Source organism: Bacillus sp. OxB-1, assembly GCF_000829195.1.
Lineage (GTDB): Bacteria > Bacillota > Bacilli > Bacillales_A > Planococcaceae > Sporosarcina.
In genome coordinates, this window is the sequence record NZ_AP013294.1 from 1,086,825 (window position 1) to 1,105,960 (window position 19,136).

The 19,136-nt window shown below is 40.4% G+C and carries 15 protein-coding genes; 10 read left to right on the top strand and 5 right to left on the bottom strand.

The genetic code is table 11. The annotated features are described in order from the left end of the window. Nucleotides 1–233 precede the first annotated feature (233 nt). On the top strand, nt 234–2,297 hold the full coding sequence (locus OXB_RS05605) for an ATP-dependent nuclease (protein ID WP_041072543.1): 2,064 nt from the start codon (nt 234–236) through the stop codon (nt 2,295–2,297). Beyond that, on the top strand, nt 2,290–4,047 hold the full coding sequence (locus OXB_RS05610) for a UvrD-helicase domain-containing protein (protein ID WP_041072545.1): 1,758 nt from the start codon (nt 2,290–2,292) through the stop codon (nt 4,045–4,047). Before OXB_RS05605 ends, OXB_RS05610 begins: the two co-directional genes overlap by 8 nt. A gap of 539 nt (nt 4,048–4,586) precedes the next feature. Here the strand turns inward: OXB_RS05610 and OXB_RS18820 are convergent. Beyond that, nucleotides 4,587–4,742, bottom strand: coding sequence for a hypothetical protein (locus OXB_RS18820; protein ID WP_158333647.1), 156 nt, complete (start codon nt 4,740–4,742; stop codon nt 4,587–4,589). A gap of 230 nt (nt 4,743–4,972) precedes the next feature. Here OXB_RS18820 and OXB_RS05615 point away from each other — a divergent pair, with 230 nt between their 5' ends. From OXB_RS05615 to OXB_RS05630, 4 genes are all read left to right on the top strand, one after another. Continuing rightward, the gene (locus OXB_RS05615) at nt 4,973–6,436 is read left to right on the top strand and encodes a type I restriction-modification system subunit M (protein WP_041072547.1); all 1,464 of its coding nucleotides are present in this window, start codon (nt 4,973–4,975) and stop codon (nt 6,434–6,436) included. 3 nt (nt 6,437–6,439) lie between these two features. After that, entirely contained in the window at nt 6,440–7,618 is a 1,179-nt protein-coding gene (locus OXB_RS05620; protein ID WP_041072549.1) for a restriction endonuclease subunit S, read from the top strand. A 7-nt stretch (nt 7,619–7,625) separates the two neighbouring features. Then, nucleotides 7,626–10,964 carry a DEAD/DEAH box helicase family protein gene (locus OXB_RS05625; RefSeq protein WP_041072551.1) on the top strand — a complete coding sequence of 1,113 codons (3,339 nt, stop codon included), beginning with the start codon at nt 7,626–7,628 and terminating at the stop codon, nt 10,962–10,964. 222 nt (nt 10,965–11,186) lie between these two features. Next, nucleotides 11,187–11,477 (top strand): HesB/YadR/YfhF family protein, encoded by a 291-nt coding sequence (locus OXB_RS05630; protein ID WP_041072553.1) that lies wholly within the window; start codon nt 11,187–11,189, stop codon nt 11,475–11,477. On the opposite strand, the gene OXB_RS18370 is transcribed toward OXB_RS05630, so the two are convergent. The 3 genes from OXB_RS18370 to OXB_RS05645 all read right to left on the bottom strand — a co-directional run bounded on the left by OXB_RS18370 (nt 11,445) and on the right by OXB_RS05645 (nt 13,103). Continuing rightward, the gene (locus tag OXB_RS18370) at nt 11,445–11,795 is read right to left on the bottom strand and encodes a hypothetical protein (protein WP_231860366.1); all 351 of its coding nucleotides are present in this window, start codon (nt 11,793–11,795) and stop codon (nt 11,445–11,447) included. The two genes, OXB_RS05630 and OXB_RS18370, sit on opposite strands and share 33 nt — an antisense overlap. Before the next feature lie 612 nt (nt 11,796–12,407). Further along, nucleotides 12,408–12,674 carry a hypothetical protein gene (locus OXB_RS05640; protein WP_158333649.1) on the bottom strand — a complete coding sequence of 89 codons (267 nt, stop codon included), beginning with the start codon at nt 12,672–12,674 and terminating at the stop codon, nt 12,408–12,410. A 147-nt stretch (nt 12,675–12,821) separates the two neighbouring features. Continuing rightward, nucleotides 12,822–13,103 (bottom strand): hypothetical protein, encoded by a 282-nt coding sequence (locus OXB_RS05645; protein WP_041072559.1) that lies wholly within the window; start codon nt 13,101–13,103, stop codon nt 12,822–12,824. Nucleotides 13,104–13,504: 401 nt separating this feature from the next. Between OXB_RS05645 and OXB_RS19405 the strand changes: the two genes are divergently transcribed. From OXB_RS19405 to OXB_RS05655, 3 genes are all read left to right on the top strand, one after another. Next, nucleotides 13,505–13,549, top strand: a complete 45-nt coding sequence (locus OXB_RS19405; RefSeq protein WP_144399742.1) for an erythromycin resistance leader peptide — start codon at nt 13,505–13,507, stop codon at nt 13,547–13,549. Between the two features lie 374 nt (nt 13,550–13,923). Then, complete coding sequence (locus OXB_RS05650; RefSeq protein WP_041072560.1) at nt 13,924–15,114, top strand: MFS transporter; 1,191 nt, start codon at nt 13,924–13,926, stop codon at nt 15,112–15,114. Nucleotides 15,115–15,226: 112 nt separating this feature from the next. Beyond that, on the top strand, nt 15,227–16,675 hold the full coding sequence (locus OXB_RS05655) for an Msr family ABC-F type ribosomal protection protein (RefSeq protein ID WP_041072562.1): 1,449 nt from the start codon (nt 15,227–15,229) through the stop codon (nt 16,673–16,675). Nucleotides 16,676–16,754: 79 nt separating this feature from the next. On the opposite strand, the gene OXB_RS05660 is transcribed toward OXB_RS05655, so the two are convergent. After that, nucleotides 16,755–17,579 (bottom strand): abortive infection family protein, encoded by an 825-nt coding sequence (locus tag OXB_RS05660; protein ID WP_041072564.1) that lies wholly within the window; start codon nt 17,577–17,579, stop codon nt 16,755–16,757. A 470-nt stretch (nt 17,580–18,049) separates the two neighbouring features. Here OXB_RS05660 and OXB_RS05665 point away from each other — a divergent pair, with 470 nt between their 5' ends. Beyond that, nucleotides 18,050–18,970 carry a VanZ family protein gene (locus OXB_RS05665; RefSeq protein ID WP_041072566.1) on the top strand — a complete coding sequence of 307 codons (921 nt, stop codon included), beginning with the start codon at nt 18,050–18,052 and terminating at the stop codon, nt 18,968–18,970. Nucleotides 18,971–19,136: the final 166 nt, after the last annotated feature.

Here is a 19,136-nt window from a genome sequence, read left to right on the forward strand (position 1 = left end):
TGCTTTTGCTTCGTAATAGATCGCAATCGCAGCAGTTCAAAATCGTTGAAATGGCAGGATCATTGAACAGTTGTTTAATAAAGTTGAACTGAACCCGCTTATTACGGGGTACCTTATATCGCATGTCCAACCAATTTTTGGGAAGAGGGAGGGATTTTATGACGAAAAGTCGAATAGGTATAATAGTACTAACTTTTGGCATACAAAAAAATAAAAGGAAGTAGGTTAGTTTATTGCATATTGAAGAAATTCATATACAAAACTTTCGATTACTTAAAGACGTGAGAATTTCCCTAGAAGAGAAAACAACAGTTATAGTCGGTAGAAATAATAGTGGGAAAACATCATTTGCTGAGCTATTCAGAAGGCTAACAACTGAAAGCTTGCCTAGTTTTAAATTGGAGGACTTTTCCTTAGAGGTCCATAATCAATTTTGGAAAGCATATGAAATTTTGCAGAAAGAAAATGATGAGGTTTTGATTAGAGAAAACCTACCTACTATAGAAATTACTATTTCAATTAATTATCGAAACGTTACCGCAAGTTTCGGATTACTTTCAGAATTTGTTATCGATTTAAATCCAAACTGCACAAATGCACTTATTAATATATCCTACCAACTAGATTCAGGAAAGATACAATCACTATTTGAAAATCTTGATCTTAAAACCGTAGGTTCCGAAGAGAAACAAAAGAATTTATTTTTTCGAACTATGAAAGAACGAGTACCAAAATTATATAAGGTTATCCTCAATGCTGTAGATCCCAACGATCCAGCAAATCAAAAAAGTTTAGAGTGGAAAAAGTTTCAAAATTTACTTCAAGGCAGTTTCATTAATGCGCAAAGGGAATTAGGAGACATGACAAGTAAGGAAAAGGATATACTTGGAAAAATACTTGAAGGCATGTTTAATTCCGCAAAATCAGACTCGGCAAATGCTTATGATCAAGGCGTAGCCGAAAGTTTGAATGAAGCTGTGAAAGGAATTCAGGAAAAAATTGATAGTGATTTTAATGAACAGCTAACAGGGTTATTACCGACATTTTCATTATTTGGCTACCCAGGCCTACCAGACCCGAAGCTACTCACGGAAACGGTGCTAAACGTAGATACATTACTTAGAGACCATACAAAGATTCGATACACTGGGGTAAATGGTGTTCATTTACCCGAAACATATAATGGTCTTGGTGCTAGGAACTTGATCTTCATCTTATTGAAATTATTGGAGTTTTATAAGGAATTCATAGCGAAAAAAATTACACCTATTTCGCAAATAATATTTATTGAGGAACCTGAAGCGCATTTGCATCCGCAAATGCAGGAGGTTTTTGTTTCTAAGTTAAACGATTTAATAAGAATTTTCTCCGAAACGTTTAACAATGGGGTATCTTGGCCTGTGCAGTTTGTGATAACAACCCACTCATCTCATATGGCTAACAAATCTGATTTTAGTTCCATACGTTACTTTATGGCGTCTAAATCAAAAACATTTTATTCGACGAAAATAAAGGATCTGAAAGTTGGTGTGAAGGGTACTTTAGGTGATGATGTAGAATTCTTACAGCAATATATGACGCTAACAAGATGTGATTTGTTTTTTGCAGACAAGGCAGTATTGATTGAGGGAACAACAGAGAGGTTACTACTTCCGACGATAATTGAAAAGTTAGATGTAAATAACCCTAATATAAATCTTGGTAGTCAATATATATCCGTTATAGAGGTAGGAGGAGCATACGCTCATAAATTTTTTGGTTTATTAGAATACCTAGAGCTGAAAGCATTGGTTATAACTGACATAGATACAGTAGATAGCAAAAATCACGGTGAAAAGTGTAAGGTTGCTGATGGGGATGGGACGAGCAATTATTGTATCAAAGAATGGTTTAATTCAGATGTTAGTCCGAAGGATTTACTTGAGAAAACTAGAGAAGAAAAAATCAAAGGAAAAATAGCAATTGCTTATCAAGTGCCTGAGAAAGATGTTCTTTTCTGTGGACGTAGCTTTGAGGATGCTTTTATTTTAGCGAATCCCAACTTGTTTGGAATTTATGGTAATACTCCTGAAAAACAGCTTGAATATGCTTGGAAAAAAGCAAAAAATATTAAAAAAGTAGAATTTGCACTTGAATATGCATTAGAAAAAAAGGAATGGAATATTCCTAAGTACATTAATGACGGCTTATTATGGTTGGCTTCCAATGAATTACATTCAATTACAAAACCGTCAAAGGCAAGATTAGATGATGTTTTCGAAGAAGTTGCGGCTAGTAAGGAGGATTCTTATGACTGAAGTGCTTAATAAAAATCCAGCTGAAGAAGCAGCTGAAAAAGCAATGAAAGAAATTTTTAAATGCTTGAGTCAAAGTGAATCATTTTTGCTTGAGGCAGGTGCCGGTGCAGGTAAAACATATTCGTTAATACAAGCATTAAAATATTTAGTCAAAGAACGCGGAGAATCCCTAATTAGTAAGGGACAGAAAATTGCATGTATCACATATACTAATGTTGCATGTGATGAAATTAAAAATAGGGTAGACGGGCACCCCGCGGTACTAGCATCTACAATTCATGCTTTTTGTTGGTCAATAATAAAAGACTTCCAATCGCAACTATGGGAAGAACTTCTTCATATTGAAAGATGGGCCGAAATGATCGCCGAGTCTAACATTAGAAATAAAATTAAAATTGAGTATGACTTAGGTTACCGTAGTGTAGATAGCGAAAAGATTTCGTTGGGGCATGACGATGTGGTTTCATTAACTGCAAAATTCATGAACTATGATAAATTCATCAAAATATTGAGTTCTCGATACCCGGTCTTATTTATTGATGAATATCAAGACAGTGACAAAGATTTTATTGATTCTATTCTCACACATATAATTGATAAAAAAGAGCAAACTTTAGTAGGTTTTTTTGGAGATGGTTGGCAGAAGATATATGGGAATGGGTCGGGATCAATAGAAAATTCAAATATAACATATATTGATAAACACGCAAACTTCCGATCTGAAAATGCAATAGTAGAAGCATTAAACAAAATTAGACCAGATTTAAAACAGGCAATAAAGGACCCCCATTCAACTGGATCGGTGAATGTGTATCACACAAATGGATGGAAAGGTGAAAGGCAGAAAGGGAGCCATTGGAAGGGAGACTTACCTACCGAAGTTGCACAAAGGGCCCTTGAAAAAGTTAGATTACACTTGAAAGAAGAGTGGGACTTTAAACCTAAAAAAACAAAAATTTTAATGTTGACTAATAATGTATTGGCTAGGGAACAAGGATATAGTGGGATTGCGAACGTTTTTCGGAGAAGTGAAGACTATTTAAAAAAGGGAAATCCATATATTGACTTCTTTGTTAGTACGCTAGAACCTTTATCTATAGCATTTGAAAATAGTCGGTACGGAGACATGTTTAAGGTATTAGATAGACGTTCAGCAATTATTCAATCAACAAATGATAAAACAGAGTGGTATGAAGCAATGTCATCATTAATCCAATTACGGGCTACAGGAACAATAGGAGAAGTGGTAAGCCACCTAAAAGACACAAGACGCCCACGATTATCAGCCATTATGGAGAAAATGGAAAAGAAGTTGGAGCAATACAATCCGACTTGTGAAGAGGAAAAAGTTTCTTCAATGGAACGGATAAAACAGTTAAAAAAAGTTCCTTATCAAGAAGTTGTAGAATTAGCTCGTTATATTGAAGAGAAAACACCTTTTTCCACCAAACATGGTGTAAAGGGGGCTGAATTTGAAAATGTGTTAGTAGTTTTCGGGCGTGGCTGGAATCATTACGACTTTAATAGGTTTTTAGAGTACTCAGTAGATATCGAAAAAATTTCTATAGATCAAAAAGACTTTTATGAGCGAAATAGAAACCTATTTTATGTCGCGGTTTCGCGCCCTATGAGAAGATTAACACTATTATTTACACAAGAACTTTCAAACGATTCATTATCAAAGCTATCCGAATGGTTTGGGGATGATAATATCTACTCCATGGGAGATAGCATATTAGATGAAAACTGATTGATATTTTTCATAGCTACAATCTCCTGATAGTAACCTCGTTAAGTAATTTTAAAAGAAAATAAAAAAGCACGAAAGTAGGTGGAAAAACGAATGATTTTTTCTACCTACTTTACTTTTATGTGTTTATTGACACCCCTTCTTATTGCCGACGTTATAAATCTATTTAGTATGTCAAATCAAGGCCGTCGTATTCTTCTTCAGAATCTAACGCCCTAGATTAACATTAGCTATGCGCATTAATACAGGTTTTCGGTCTGATTATGTACATTTTTATATTTACGTGCGGATTAAATTTTTACCAGATATCTATGTAATATGTTAATAAGGATAAATTTTATTATTATGTGCTTAAATTTTTATAGAGATATATCCACGTCACATGCATTAATAACCGTGTCCATCCCGCGGAAGAGCTTTTTCACAATCTGGAACTGTTTATACTTCCCCTTTGCTACCTGGAATTAGTAGTATTCCGGTAAAATCGGCAGGCTACCGAGCGTCCACCGGTTTCAGCGTGCGTCGTACGTTTTCGTCCTTCAATTCGACAAGATGACCGACATCCCCCATATGATATGGGCACCTAGCGGGAAGATTGGGCAAGGCTTGATTTCCGAATAGCCTTCATATTTGCGAACGGAAAAATCGTCTGCATACGCTTTCGATGGTTTTTCGGTAAGGATGAGCGGTTTCATAGAGACACCTCTTTCCATCGATATGTTTGTTCCTATCATCTCGTATTATGAGAAAATTTACTATGGGAGGGTGGTAAGAATAACAAAGACTTAACACTAAAATCTATTCTTGCGTCTCCTAAAAAGAATACATACAACCCGGGAATCAGCTCCTAGCCAATATGGTAAAATAGGTATTATAGAGACATTTGCCTAGAAGGACGATGTTTTAATAAGAGGGAGGACTTTACATGATCACCGGTGAATTAAAACATAAGATCGACGGCATTTGGACGACCCTTTGGACAGAAGGTAGTACCAATCCGTTAACGAATATAGAACAAGTGACGTATTTGCTTTTTATGAAAGGCTTGGATGAAGCGGAGTTGGCGAAGGAACTGGACGCGGAAATCTTAGGGTTGGAATATGAGGGGATTTTCCCGAAAGACCGGCCGCATCTTCGCTGGCATGTGTTCAAAAATTTAGGGGACGCGGAAGATATGTACCACAAGATGGTGCAGGAGATTTTCCCATTCATCAAAGGGCTTGGCGGCAAGGAAGAATCGGCGTTTTCCACGTATATGAAAGACGCGATTTTCCAAATCAACAAACCATCCACATTGCAGCGCGTCGTGGCGGCGATCGATGGCATTCCGATGGAAGATCGGGACACGCAAGGCGATGTGTATGAGTATCTGTTATCGAAGCTTGCGACGTCGGGAACGAACGGCCAATTCCGCACACCACGCCATATTATCAACATGATGGTCGGCTTAATGAAGCCGACCCCGCAAGATGTCATCATCGACCCGGCGATGGGATCGGCAGGGTTTTTAGTCTCAGCAAGTGAATATTTGCGGAAGAACCATAGTGACCTGTTCCTCGTGCAAGGGTTGAAAGACCATTTTCATCACGCCATGTTCCACGGCAATGATATGGATACGACGATGCTGCGGATCGGCGCGATGAATATGATGCTCCACGGAGTCGATGCACCGAACATTTCCTACCGGGACTCGCTGTCGGAGGACAATAAGGAGAAAGAGAAATATACACTCGTCCTTGCCAATCCGCCGTTTAAAGGGTCATTAGACTATGAGGCCGTAGCGAACGATCTGCTCGCAGTCGCCAAGACGAAAAAGACGGAATTGCTGTTCCTGACGCTGTTCCTGCGCATATTGAAACCGGGCGGCCGGGCAGCGGTCATCGTCCCGGACGGCGTATTGTTCGGGGCGTCGAACGCACATAAGGCGATTCGGAAAGAAATTATCGAAAACAACAAACTCGAAGCGATCATCTCCATGCCGAGCGGCGTCTTCAAGCCATATGCAGGGGTATCCACTGCCATCATGATCTTCACCAAAACAGGAGCGGGCGGAACGGACAACGTATGGTTCTACGATATGACAGCGGACGGCTATTCGTTGGACGACAAACGGAACGAAATCGAAGAAAATGACATCCCGGACATCATCGCAAGGTACGGCAATCTGGAAAATGAAAAAGACCGTAAACGGACCGAGCGATCCTTCTTCGTGCCGTTTGAGGAAATTCGGGAAAATGATTGGGATTTGTCGATTAATAAGTATAAAGAGGTTGAGTATAAGGAAGTAAAGTATAAAAAACCGAAAGATATATTAGAAACAATCGAGAAAATGGAAGTCGATATCTTAAAGGATATTCGATTGTTGGCTGGATTATTGAAGGGAGATTAAATAATGAACATAAGTAAATATCAAAATAAGAATAATCTCCTTGCCCTCAATTCAATGGAGTGGTCATTCCAGCCTTTTGAAAACCTGTTGCAAGATAGCACAAGATATCTAAATAAAATTCCGGGGAAAAGTTATTTGGAAGAGGCCAATTTTCCGATTATAGATCAAGGAAAAGCGAGAATAGCAGGTTACAGCAATTTGGAGAATCCTTTCGCTGAGGAATCAATTATTTTTGGTGATCACACGAGAGTATTAAAATATATTGATTTTCCTTTTCATATAGGAGCTGATGGAGTAAAAGTATTACTAAATAAGAGGAAGGATATTGCTTTAACTAAATATATTTACTACTATCTATCTTCAATTGAAATTCCGGATACTGGATACAATCGTCATTTTAAATTTTTAAAAGAGATAATTATTCCTTTGCCGTCACTAGAGAGACAGAAAAAAATAGTAAGTGTGTTAGATAAAGTTCTTCAAATCATTACAAAACGCCAATCTCAAATCACAGCATTGGATGAATTGGCGCAAAGTGTGTTTTTGGAGATGTTTGGAGATCCAGTGGAGAATCCGAAAAAATATCCATGGGCAAATTTAGGGTTTATTGGAGAATGGAAGTCAGGTGGAACCCCAAAGAGGTCCGTTATTGAATACTTTACGGGCGATATACCTTGGTTGTCTTCTGGAGAGCTGGAGCAATTATTTACATACGATAGCGAAGAACATATTACCGAAGAAGCGATAAAAAATTCCGCGGCGAAAATGATAGAAGTGAACTCTTTATTATTGGGCATGTATGATACGGCTGCATTAAAGTCAACTATTTTGAAAACGCCTTGCACCTGTAATCAAGCAATTGCATTTTCAAAAATTGATGAAACCAAAGCATCAACACTATTTGTATATACGTATATACAAATAGCCAAAGAATATTTAAAACGGCAACAAAGAGGGGTTAGGCAGAAAAATTTGAATTTGAATATGATTAGAGAGTTAAAGATTTTCTTGCCTCCATTACAAAGTCAATACTTATTTGAAAATAGACGATTGGAAATTGAGAACCAAAAAGAAAAATTGCAAAGCTCCTTAAAGAAATTAGAAAACTTACACAACACTCTCCTCCAAAAAGCTTTCAAAGGCGAATTATTCAACGAGGAAGCACTAGAAAACATAAAGTAAGGCGGTGATGGCCTTGGCGAACTTTGGGTTTTTGCAGGATAAACAACAATTTCATAGTTTTGCAGGAGCATGTTTGGAAGCGGAGAAGGCGATGCTTGTGAGCCCTGCGACGTGTGCGATTTTGGCGCGTCGGGCGTTGGAGCTTGCGGTGAAGTGGGTGTATCAGGTGGATAATGATGTGTCCGTGCCGTACCGCGACAATTTGTCGAGTTTGATCCACGACCGGAATTTCCTTGGCATTGTCGATGAGGAACTGTTGCCGATGTTGAAATATGTCGTCAAGCTCGGGAATACGGCAGTCCATACGAATGCGGCTATTACGCATGACGAAGCCGTTTTGTCGCTTCATCATCTGCACCAGTTCGTATCGTGGATCGACTATTGCTATGCCGATGACTACACGGCGCCCGCCTTCGATGAGCGGATTTTGCATGCGAATGATGACAAGCGCGAGCGGCCGGATGAATTGCAGGACTTGTATGAACGGCTGAGCGCAAAGGACAAGAGCTTGGAGCAATTGCGCAAGGAAAATGCCGAACTTCGCAGCCGATTCACCGCGAAGCGCATCGAGCATACACAAGACTCCCATTTCACCGTGGAGGAACTGAGCGAATTCAACACGCGCAAACTGTACATCGACTTGGATTTGAAGCTCGCCGGCTGGCAGTTCAACCAGGATATCGAGGAAGAGCATCCGGTCCACGGGATGCCGTCCGCTTCGGGTGCCGGCTACGTCGACTATGTTTTGCGTGGGGAAAACGGGAAGATCATCGCCCTTGTGGAAGCGAAGCGAACTGCGAAAGACCCGAAAGAAGGGCGCCAGCAAGCGAAGCTGTATGCGGACTGCATAGAGCGTGAACAAGGGTTGCGCCCGATTATTTTCTACACGAACGGCTACGAAACGTACATTTGGCACGACGACTACAGCGCGCGCAAGACATCCGGCTTCTACAATAAAGAAGAAGTCCAGCTGCTCATCGATCGCCGTACGTTGCGAAAACCGTTGCAGGATATTGCCATCGATGACGACATTACGAACCGCTACTATCAAAAAGAAGCGATCCTTTCCGTCTGCGATGCGTTCGAGCGCAAACAGCGGAAGGCGCTTCTCGTCATGGCGACGGGCAGCGGGAAGACACGGACGGCGATTTCGCTCGTCGATGTGCTAACGAAGCATAATTGGGTGAAAAACGTCCTCTTTTTGGCAGATCGAACTGCGCTCGTGAAGCAGGCGATGCGGAACTTCAATGCGTTGCTTCCGAACTTATCGCTGTGCAATTTGCTAGAAAACAAGGCGAACCCGGAGGAAAGTCGGATGATCTTTTCGACGTACCCGACGATGATGAACGCGATTGATGCGACGAAGACGAAACATGGCCAGCGGTTATTTACAGTCGGCCATTTCGATTTGATCATCATCGACGAATCGCACCGCAGTATTTACCAGAAATACAGAAGTATATTTGATTATTTTGACGGCATGCTCGTCGGACTGACGGCCACGCCGAAAGATGAAGTCGATAAAAATACGTATTCGATTTTCAGTTTAGAAAACGGCGTCCCGACGTATGCATATGAACTGGCTCAAGCTGTCAAGGACGGCTATTTGGTCGATTACAAAACATTGGAAACGAAGACGAAGTTTTTGGAAGAAGGCATCGTCTACGATGATTTGTCCGAGGAAGAGAAGGCCGAGTTTGAAGACGTGTTCGAAGAGGAGCCGCACGTCCGCGATATCGACAGCAGCGCCCTGAACAACTGGCTGTTCAATGCCAACACGATCGACATGGCACTGGAGAGCTTGATGACGAACGGCATTCGGATCGAGGGTGGGGACCAGCTCGGGAAGACGATCATTTTCGCGAAAAACCATCGCCATGCGGTAGCCATCAAAGAGCGTTTTGATCTGAAATTTCCGGAATACGGCGGGAGCTTCGCGGAAGTGATCGACTATAGTATGAATTACTATCAGTCGTTGATCGATGATTTTTCTACGACCGCGAAATGGCCGCAAATCGCCATTTCCGTCGATATGCTCGACACCGGCATCGATGTTCCGGAAGTCGTCAATCTAGTGTTCTTTAAAAAGGTGCGTTCCAAGACGAAATTTTGGCAGATGATCGGACGGGGCACGCGGCTGCGTCCGGATCTCTTCGGCTTGGGGCAGGACAAGGAATACTTTTTGATCTTTGATTGGTGCGGGAACTTTGAATATTTCCGTGAGAACAATCACGGAGTGGAAACGAAGCTATCGAAAACGCTGACTGAGAAGGTGTTCAATACGAAGGTCGATATCGTGCGGGAATTGCAGGATGTCGAATATCAGGCAAGTCCGTACCGGGAGCTCAGACAGGACACGATCGGTGATTTGCTGACGGACGTGAAAGCGCTCAATGATGAAAACTTCCGGATCCGGCAGCATATCAAATACGTGCATAAATATAAAGAACGGTCCAGCTGGGAGTCGCTTTCCGTCGTTCAGACGAATGAAATCAAAGAGCACGTCTCCCCGCTCATCACGCCATACGATGATGACGAGCTGGCCAAACGGTTCGATTTGCTGCTGTATACGATTGAACTGGCGAAATTGAACTCGAACAATGCGACGAAGCCGATCACCCGAGTGATGCGGACCGCGGAGGAGTTGTCCAAACTGGGGTCTATCCCGCAAGTGGTGGAGCAGAAGGACATCATCCAAAAGGTGAGGGGAGAAGCATTTTGGCAAGAGGCGACCGTTCAGGAGTTGGAGGAAGTCCGGGAAGCATTGCGGGATTTGATCAAATTCATCGAACGCGACCAGCAAAAAATCTATTATACGGATTTCCAGGACGAGGTCATTGAACAAACAGAAAACAGTTCCCTGTTGGATGTCAATGATCTACAAAGCTATCGTCAAAAAGTCGAACACTACCTTAAAGAGCATCAAGATCAGCTGGCCATTTACAAGCTGCGCCATAATAAAGAACTGACGAAGCAGGATGTGGAAACACTTGAACATATCTTATGGAACGAGCTCGGATCCAAGGAGCAGTACGAGAAAGACTTTGGCAATACGCCGATTACAAAGCTAGTCCGCAATATCGTCGGCTTGGACCGTCAAGCCGCACTGGAGGAATTTTCAGAGTTTTTGTCTGAAGAGCGCTTGAATCTTTCCCAAGCCAAGTTTGTCGGATTGATCGTCGATTATATCGTGAAGAACGGGACATTGGATAAGCAAGTGCTCCAGCAAGACCCGTTCCGTACACTTGGCAGCATCACGTCTTTGTTTAAGGAGAATATGGGCGACGTAAAGAAAATCATTACGATTATCGATCGGATCAACGGGAACTCGGAGTTTATATCGTAAAAAGCTAAAGGGTGCCTGTGCGGGTTGCAACTCGGAAAATTCGGAGTTGAGTCTAAGTCGTGCGGGTATAGGCACTCTTGGCGAAGTGAAAATAGGAACCCCGTTAAGAAGCCGAAACGAAAGGTTTTTCGGGGGACTTTATATCGCTTGGTGAAAGTCCGGGCTACGGGTTATTTTAAGATGTAGTGCTTTTACTTTTCAGGAAAGGATAGATTGTACTGTATGGATTTAGTTGTAACTGATGCGGCCGCTAACTGGTTTATAGAAGAGGTTGGTTTGAAAGAAGGAGATTCAGTGAAATTCCATGGGAGATATGGGGGGATCGATCCTGTTCAATTTGGATTCTCATTAATGTTCACAAGAAATGAGCCAATTCGTGCAGTTGCAAGCGTTAAGAATAGCGGGATATTATTATTTATCGAAGAGAATGACTTATGGTTTTTCGATGGGCATGATCTCCATGTAGATTACAATGAGAAGCTAGATGAACTTAGCTATACGTATGTTAAGTAATGGACCAACAGTATGAATGGAACGAAGGATTCCTTTTTTGAATTCTGCAGGCTCGGCCAGTTGATGCAGCCGCTTCAAAGGGATAGTTTCTCCGTTTACGATATAGCGCTGCTTCGTTTCCTTCACCATGCCGATGACGTCCAAGCTCTGCTCCACGATGGATTTGACCAGTTTTTGTAAAAGCACATTTTCAAGGAAGCATGGCCAAAGCAGCGCGCCAGCTTTACTGCGGCATCGATCGTAGGCAGAGTCATCGATGCTCAACGCTTTCGGTCGCTCTTCGTTTGTGAGGCGTGTCACCATTTGAATGGTAAACATGCTTAAAAGCAGTGGGAAACAACGCCAATTGAACGTAGATTGATTCAAAGAAACCAAAGGATTTCCGTATGCCTGCCTCGCGTAAATACTGATTCATTTTCAACTCGAAAAAAACGGAATCCAATTCCTTCGGCAGTTGCCTATCTGGGCAGTTTTGATCTATCGATAGTAGGGACACCTCTTCTGTGGTAGTGATTTCTCGACAATCTCACTATACCAAAGAATGGGGTGTTTTTTCATTTTTCATCAAGACTGTAAAGATACCTAACCGCCACGCTCATTTTATAATCCTGTCAACGGTTGGTGCCTATTTTGACGGTGCGAAAGTTGAGTAAGGAATGGTTGTTGGGAAAATTTCTAGATACACGACGACTAGCGTTGTATTTATACTGGTTAAAAAACGGACTCATATTTCTAGGAATGACCACTCATCACCCGAGATTTGTCGACTTTGAATAGGCTATAGTGCGTAAGCATAACTCCGCCTGCCGATCCAAATCCGATTCGTTTTGCCGAGTGGGTCTAATCAAGGATACTCACTTTCATAGCAATCTCTGACTCCTTGTCTTAATTTACTTTCCACCGAGATTACCAGTATTAACTGAAGCCTGCTCATCTCGAGTAAAGTTCCCGTATGAAATTGGCGTTTTCAGTGAAGAACCTGTTGATCGTATCCTCTGCCGGAGCACGCCGAACGTAAAAGGGAATGTTTTTAGTTTGGATGAACGAGTCGATTTCTTGTACTGTGTCGATTCCACCCTCCAATGTGTTCGCCCACAGGTCTATCTGCTTTCCGTCACTGAAATGGAGGATGTACTTTCCATTAAATGATTTCCGGTTTGAGTCCGATTCGATCGATATGGAGTAATCAATGTCCACGTACTTCACTCCATCTGTCCAATCATATTCATTTTGCGTCAAACTCCAAAAAGTACTAAATGTGATTTTCTCTTCAGCAATCACAAGGGCATTTGTGACTCCTAAGTAGAGGAAAGGCAATGTGAGCAAAATGGGGATTATCGCCAATCACTGCACTAAACCGACCCCAGATTGGAATGCCTTGAAAGACTTCTCTCGAATCCCTTCCTTGATGTAAAAGTAAATTCCCCAAGTTGTAAGCCCATAAATGATAGCGCTGAGAAAAAAGACCCAATAGGCGCTAAGCGGGGTGCCAAAATAGATAGCGTCCTCCGTATAATTGATCTGCTTGTTGAGGAAATAGAAAACGAAAAACCAGATGACCGAAAAGAAACCGAACCTTAGGAAAAACAGCCACCACAGCTTTTTTTCAGACCCCTCTTTTTTCATTGGGACCCCCTCCTTCCATGTTTATGAAACCTTCACATGAAGTATAATTCATTTCAAAACTGTAGTAGGTGTACGTAAAGTAAGCGATTAAGTTTCAATTCAACAGCGGAGGCCCAGCTGGGGAATTTGATAGGAGAGCTGAAAAGTTAGTTTACTCGGACTCATTACGCTGTATTTCTACACCGTGCATTGAATCTTGGAAATGAGGATCCACCCATGCTTGGCAATTATGATTTATATAATGTTATAGCAAAAAAGTAAAGTTGAAAGAATCCAACGTTGTGGAGCTAATTTGTGAACATAGACTACAAAGGAACCATTCAAACAAATCACCTTTGACTTTTTCAAAAAGCCCCTGTATGATGGAAATGACAATTTGATCGTTAGGAGGACTATTGAAAATGACGTACTCAATGAGACTTCGTTTCCCAACTTTAAACCAGTAACTGAATACGGTTAAAGGCTCTGTATGTGCATGCAGAGTAAAAGGGATAAGTCTGTCCATTTTCAATATTCTTCATTTGAAAGATAATTATGTGATTTGAAGAAAGGGAATTGAACTGCCTTTCTTTATTTGTGTACTCTCGTTTTTACATTATGATAGGACGATTTAGAGACAGATATCTTCATAATCCATTCAATTAAATAGGATTTTCCTTTTACTTAGATCACAGACGGACAGTCTGTGATCTTTTATTGTTATAGAAGGAGGTTTTTTAAATGGGTATGTTGCTTTTTTATTGATACGAGCTGCAGTTTTGATGGCTCGTATCGGTTCATAATCGATACGTAAGAACTATTACAGGGGGTATCGATTATAATGAAAAATAAATGGAAACGTAAATTCTTTGCTATTTATACGGGGCAGTTCTTTTCACTTCTAACTAGTGCTGCCGTGCAATTTAGTATAATTTGGTGGCTAACGGATACTACAGGAGGTTCACCGCTAGTACTAACTTTGGCTGGTTTGGCTGGATTTTTACCTCAAGCCCTGTTGGGTCCTGTTGCAGGTACAATTACAGATCGTTATTCACGAAAAATGATGATGATTCTTTCGGATCTGACAGTTGCAAGTGTAACTTTTGCTTTATTTGTATCGATGTATTTTTTTGAACCAAGTATACAGTTGGTCCTACTTGTGTTAATCCTTCGTTCAATAGCAACGGCATTCCATATTCCGGCAATGCAAGCGTTAATTCCACTAATGGCACCCGAAGAACATCTTACAAAGGTTGCCGGATGGGGACAGACAGTAAGTTCCATGTCCAATATCGTGGGTCCGGCAATTGGGATGTCATTATTAGCTGCAAGTTCAATTGAGTGGGTATTATTGTTAGATGTTTTCGGTGCAGTGATAGCAAGTAGTATTCTACTGTTTATTCACATACCGAAAGTGCAAAGAAAAGAAACAATAGACACTACAAGCATTCTTGCTGAAATGAAAGAAGGATTTGATGCACTTGTAAAGCACCCTATTTTGTTGAAGCTAACGTTTATCATGACGGTTGTTGCTGTTCTATACATTCCTCTTGGCACTTACTTTCCTCTTATAACACGGAATCATTTTGAACAAGGTGTTGTCGAGGCTGGTGTTGTCGAGGTTGTTTTTGCTGTAGGTTTAATTGCAGGGGGTTCACTGTTAGGTATTCTCGGCGATCGATTTGATAAGGTTAAAACAATGGCAGCAGGAATGATGTTGATGGGTATTGCATTGGTCATTTCCGGTTTGCTCTCATCTTCTCTCTTTTACGTTTTTGTTGTTTTAGCTGGCTTAGTCGGTTTAGCGGGACCTTTGTTTTCAGGGCCTTTCTATGCTTTTATACAAACAGAAATTGAACCACAGCTACTGGGGAGAGTCTTTGGATTTGTGACAAGTCTTTCATTATTAGCGGTACCGATTGGCTATTTGGTAGCAGGTGTATTGATTAAATTAGCGGGCGTAGCTGCTCTTTTTTCAATCATAGGTGTTTTAATTGCAATAAACGGCGTATTGGCGATGAAATCTAAATAGGAGGAGAAATTTATGCCATATATATTATTCTATTGATACGGGCTTGATTTAAAAGCTCGTATCGATGGTTAGCTATCGGTACGAAATGACTATATTTCGGGAGGTAGCTATGATGGAACAAATATGTTTTGAATTAGAAAATGTGGAAGTAACCTTTCTTGATAAGAAAGTATTGGAGATTGATCGGTTAGCTGTCCATCAACTTGATCGGATTGGTGTCGTTGGGAAAAACGGCGCAGGGAAAAGTACTTTGATAAAATTACTTGCAGGAATCGCTAAACCGTCGAAGGGAAAAGTTGGTAGTCATGTAAGTGTTGGATATTTTGAACAATTAGAGGCGCCGAAACCCGTTGAGGTTGATCCTCGGTTGCTGGGGAAATTGCACGTACATGGTGCTGTTGATGGATTGAGTGGTGGTGAACAGACAAGATTGAAGCTTGCCCAGTTGTTTACCCACTATTATGAATGCTTATTAATTGATGAACCGACAACACATCTGGATCAAGAGGGTATTTCCTTTTTGCTCGATGAGCTTAGGTATTACTATGGTGCACTGGTGCTAATCAGTCATGACCGGGCTGTATTAGACGAATTGGTTACAACCATTTGGGAAGTAGAGGAAGGAAAAGTAAACGTATATTCCGGGAATTACAGTGAATACATTGCACAAAAGCAATTGGAGCGAGAACAGCAAGGTAAAGCTCACGAACAATACATGAAAGAAAAGAGTCGTCTTGAAAAAGCAGCCCAGGAAAAAATGAAAAAAGCTGAGAAAATAGCTAAGTCATCGAAAAAGGAGCCGAAGGCAAAGCCTAATCGTATGATAGAGACCAAGTCAAAGGGAACAAGCCAAAAAGCCATACAGCGTGCGGCAAAAGCAATTGAGCAAAGGGTGGAGAAGCTGGAAGCTGTGGAAGCCCCGAAGGAAGAAAACGTCATTCGTTTTCGCCAACCAAAATCGCTTGAGCTGCACAATAAATTTCCGATTATGGCAGATCGATTAACGATTTCAGCAGGCGATAAATTACTTCTAAGCGAAGCTGATTTTCAGTTCCCGTTGGGTCGAACTATTGCTATTACGGGGAGTAATGGATCGGGTAAAACAACGCTCCTTCGACATGTTTTAGCAAATGGTAAAGGCCTGACAATTTCTCCTAAAGTAGTGTTTGGAGCTTATGAGCAGATGGATTATCAGTTCACTAAAGATGAAACAGTCATTGGGTTTATAAAAGATAGAAGCGACTACGAAGAAAGCGAAATTCGTTCCGCTCTTCATTCTATGGGGTTTGCGGGAAATGACTTGAAAAAGAATGTTCGTAATTTAAGTGGTGGTGAAGCAACTCGCCTTGTGTTGTGCCGTTTATTTTTAGGCAGATACAATGTCTTGGTTTTAGATGAACCAACCAACTTCCTTGATATTTTTTGCATTGAGGCTTTGGAGCAATTTCTAAAGGGATATGAGGGTACTGTCCTTCTTGTATCACATGACCGAACTTTTATAGACCGGGTAGCTGATGATGTGTACGCGATTGAGGAACAAAAAATAAAGCTTAAAAGCTAAACCTTAGGGAGCAGGGTTATCCTGCTTCTAAGGTTTCTCTTTTTAATCATTTTCACAAGAAAAGGACACGATATATAAATTATACTTTTTCTTTTAACTTATTTAATAAAAACTCGGAGACTATTCCCATACTTTCAATAGCAGCCTTTGCTTCTATATCAGTTATTTCAGGTAAAAATGGACGACCGTGACCAGTTCCTTGTTTATTCCTTAGATTGTTTACTGAACAACCTAATTCATACATACTATTTTCAAAACGAGATGTTACCTTATTGTTTCCATCCGTTTCAGGGGTAGATAACCCCAACAGGTAGAATGAAAATCCTAATAAAGTTGGAAAATTGCTTTGTTGATACTTACCTTGTAATCTCGTGATAACATGCGCGGCTACTGCCTCTAACAAATCCTTGCTAGTCCCTGTCAACAACGCTGCATCCGAAGCCCCTTTTTTAGCACGGCGTATATAGCCCTCTAGTGCTTTCTCCATTTCTATATCAGATAAATTATCTAATACAATTGGGGTAATCATACCGTCGCTTGCTAATATAATCCCTTCCATCTTCAGCGAGTTCTGAAGGTTCTGGATGTATTCATTGCCAACAAAGTTTGGAGAGTCTTCACGAAATCCTCCATGTCCTCTAATTAATGAAAGAAGAGAGCTAACAAAAGTTTCCCCAGCTTCTTGATCGTATTCCAATGCCCAATTTAGCACTGCATTCACTCTTTTGGCTTTACCCACATTTTTATTATAACCACTTAATTTTGGATCTCCTTTCTCCAATTTATTACGAAGAATAATATTATCAAGATCTGCATGACTAGGCTTCCGAGTTACAACTAATGCATCGTCTATCACTTGTGAGACGGCAACGGCAATTTCTTCATTTAACGGTAGTTTTTTCATGTATGTCGATCTTCCTTTTTCAAAATGCCATAATATTTTGCGGGAAATCCATTCAATATCCATTGTATGTTCGACTATTTTTATTTAAAAGACAAACAAAAATATAGACCTTCTCCTTTATCATATCATGGTTTATTTAGGTTATTGGGGAATTTGAATATTGCTTGGCCCTTATCATCCACATAATAAAATGACAGGTTTCATAGAGCCACCTCCATTGTAGGTACATTTGTTCTATTATCTCACATTTGGAAGAGGATTTCTATGTGGAGGAAATCGGTAGAAGAAGTTATTCATAATTTGGAGACTTACGAAGCAATGACATGCTAATACGACTTGGCATGTAAGAGGAGCATTCCCATCGTTAATACAGTGGAGGCCAAATAAAAAAGGGCTAATATTTATATCCCCCATATTAAATGCTATATTAATAAAAGCTATGTATTACTTATTAAGACGGGATATCTATTATGAAAATAAAGCAACGTAAACTAATCCTTACCTTACTAATCATCTACACAGCTTTGATTTTATACTTTTTGTTCTTTGGCTTTGGGAGACCTGGTGCAACAGTTGGCATTAACGAATACCGATACAATTTAATTCCGAATATACTACCTTTAAGATTTCCAACCATTTCAGACTTTGGATATGTTCAACTTTGGTTTTTTAACTTCGGTAACTTCGCAGGATTTATACCGATTGGAATATTGATTCCTCTTTTATATCGTTGTAAATTTCTTTGGTTCGTTTTATTGATTTTCTTGTCGATTCTCACGGTAGAAACGGTCCAAATGGTAACATTTTTAGGTAGCTTTGATATAGATGATGCAATCTTGAATACATTAGGTGCAACAGTAGGGTTTTTTGCATACAAAAATGGTTTTCGCTTTGCGAGTATTCGGCAAAGCATTAGTGTCACCATTATTTCTGCTGTTATCCTTTCAATAATAGTGATAGGGTTTTCGGAGTTTCTGAATAAATCTTTCACAAAAATAGATGGGGATGTTATAGCTTTACATGAATTAAAAACAACCGAAGATAGACGAGTGGATAACAGTCTTCAAAGTTTTGAAATTGGACATGAAAAAATTGAGCCGAAAATAAACTTGTATTCTAGTGAGGGCGATAAGGTGGAATCATTCACCTATACATTTGATGGTAAAGATATTGTCCTTTCTTTAAATTTCGGAATTCCTGATAATGCCAGTGACTATGATGGTAAGGTTGTTATTTCTGTTAATGGACAAGAGAGAGAAACCTATTCCAATAAAGACCGAGTTTCTTATGAAATTCCTATGGGGAAGGTAAATGAACTAACAATCACAATTGAAGGAAATGCAAAGCTTTGGGATGTTACATTTAAAGAAATGAAGTATTGGTGGAAGTGAAGCTATAAATGATTTTTTGCACAGAACTCTTCTTTCTCGCGATTATGTGGATTATTTTTGACCTTATAGTGAAAGTTAGTTGGTAAGAAAGAGAAGTGACGATGAAGGGCTGTATGGAGATGTATTATCTAGATCGAAAGCTCATGTAAAGAGGGGGCAGGGCACC

What these genes read in the sequence shown, in the direction of transcription:
- OXB_RS05660 (WP_041072564.1), bottom strand. Translation starts at nt 17,579, where the DNA reads ATGAAAAAACTACCGTTAAATGAAGAAATTGCCGTTGCCGTCTCACAA.
- OXB_RS18820 (WP_158333647.1), bottom strand. Translation starts at nt 4,742, where the DNA reads ATGAAACCGCTCATCCTTACCGAAAAACCATCGAAAGCGTATGCAGAC.
- OXB_RS05645 (WP_041072559.1), bottom strand. Translation starts at nt 13,103, where the DNA reads ATGAAAAAAGAGGGGTCTGAAAAAAAGCTGTGGTGGCTGTTTTTCCTA.
- OXB_RS05650 (WP_041072560.1), top strand. Translation starts at nt 13,924, where the DNA reads ATGAAAAATAAATGGAAACGTAAATTCTTTGCTATTTATACGGGGCAG.
- OXB_RS05655 (WP_041072562.1), top strand. Translation starts at nt 15,227, where the DNA reads ATGGAACAAATATGTTTTGAATTAGAAAATGTGGAAGTAACCTTTCTT.
- OXB_RS05610 (WP_041072545.1), top strand. Translation starts at nt 2,290, where the DNA reads ATGACTGAAGTGCTTAATAAAAATCCAGCTGAAGAAGCAGCTGAAAAA.
- OXB_RS05625 (WP_041072551.1), top strand. Translation starts at nt 7,626, where the DNA reads ATGGCCTTGGCGAACTTTGGGTTTTTGCAGGATAAACAACAATTTCAT.
- OXB_RS05665 (WP_041072566.1), top strand. Translation starts at nt 18,050, where the DNA reads ATGAAAATAAAGCAACGTAAACTAATCCTTACCTTACTAATCATCTAC.
- OXB_RS18370 (WP_231860366.1), bottom strand. Translation starts at nt 11,795, where the DNA reads ATGTTTACCATTCAAATGGTGACACGCCTCACAAACGAAGAGCGACCG.
- OXB_RS05630 (WP_041072553.1), top strand. Translation starts at nt 11,187, where the DNA reads ATGGATTTAGTTGTAACTGATGCGGCCGCTAACTGGTTTATAGAAGAG.
- OXB_RS05615 (WP_041072547.1), top strand. Translation starts at nt 4,973, where the DNA reads ATGATCACCGGTGAATTAAAACATAAGATCGACGGCATTTGGACGACC.
- OXB_RS05620 (WP_041072549.1), top strand. Translation starts at nt 6,440, where the DNA reads ATGAACATAAGTAAATATCAAAATAAGAATAATCTCCTTGCCCTCAAT.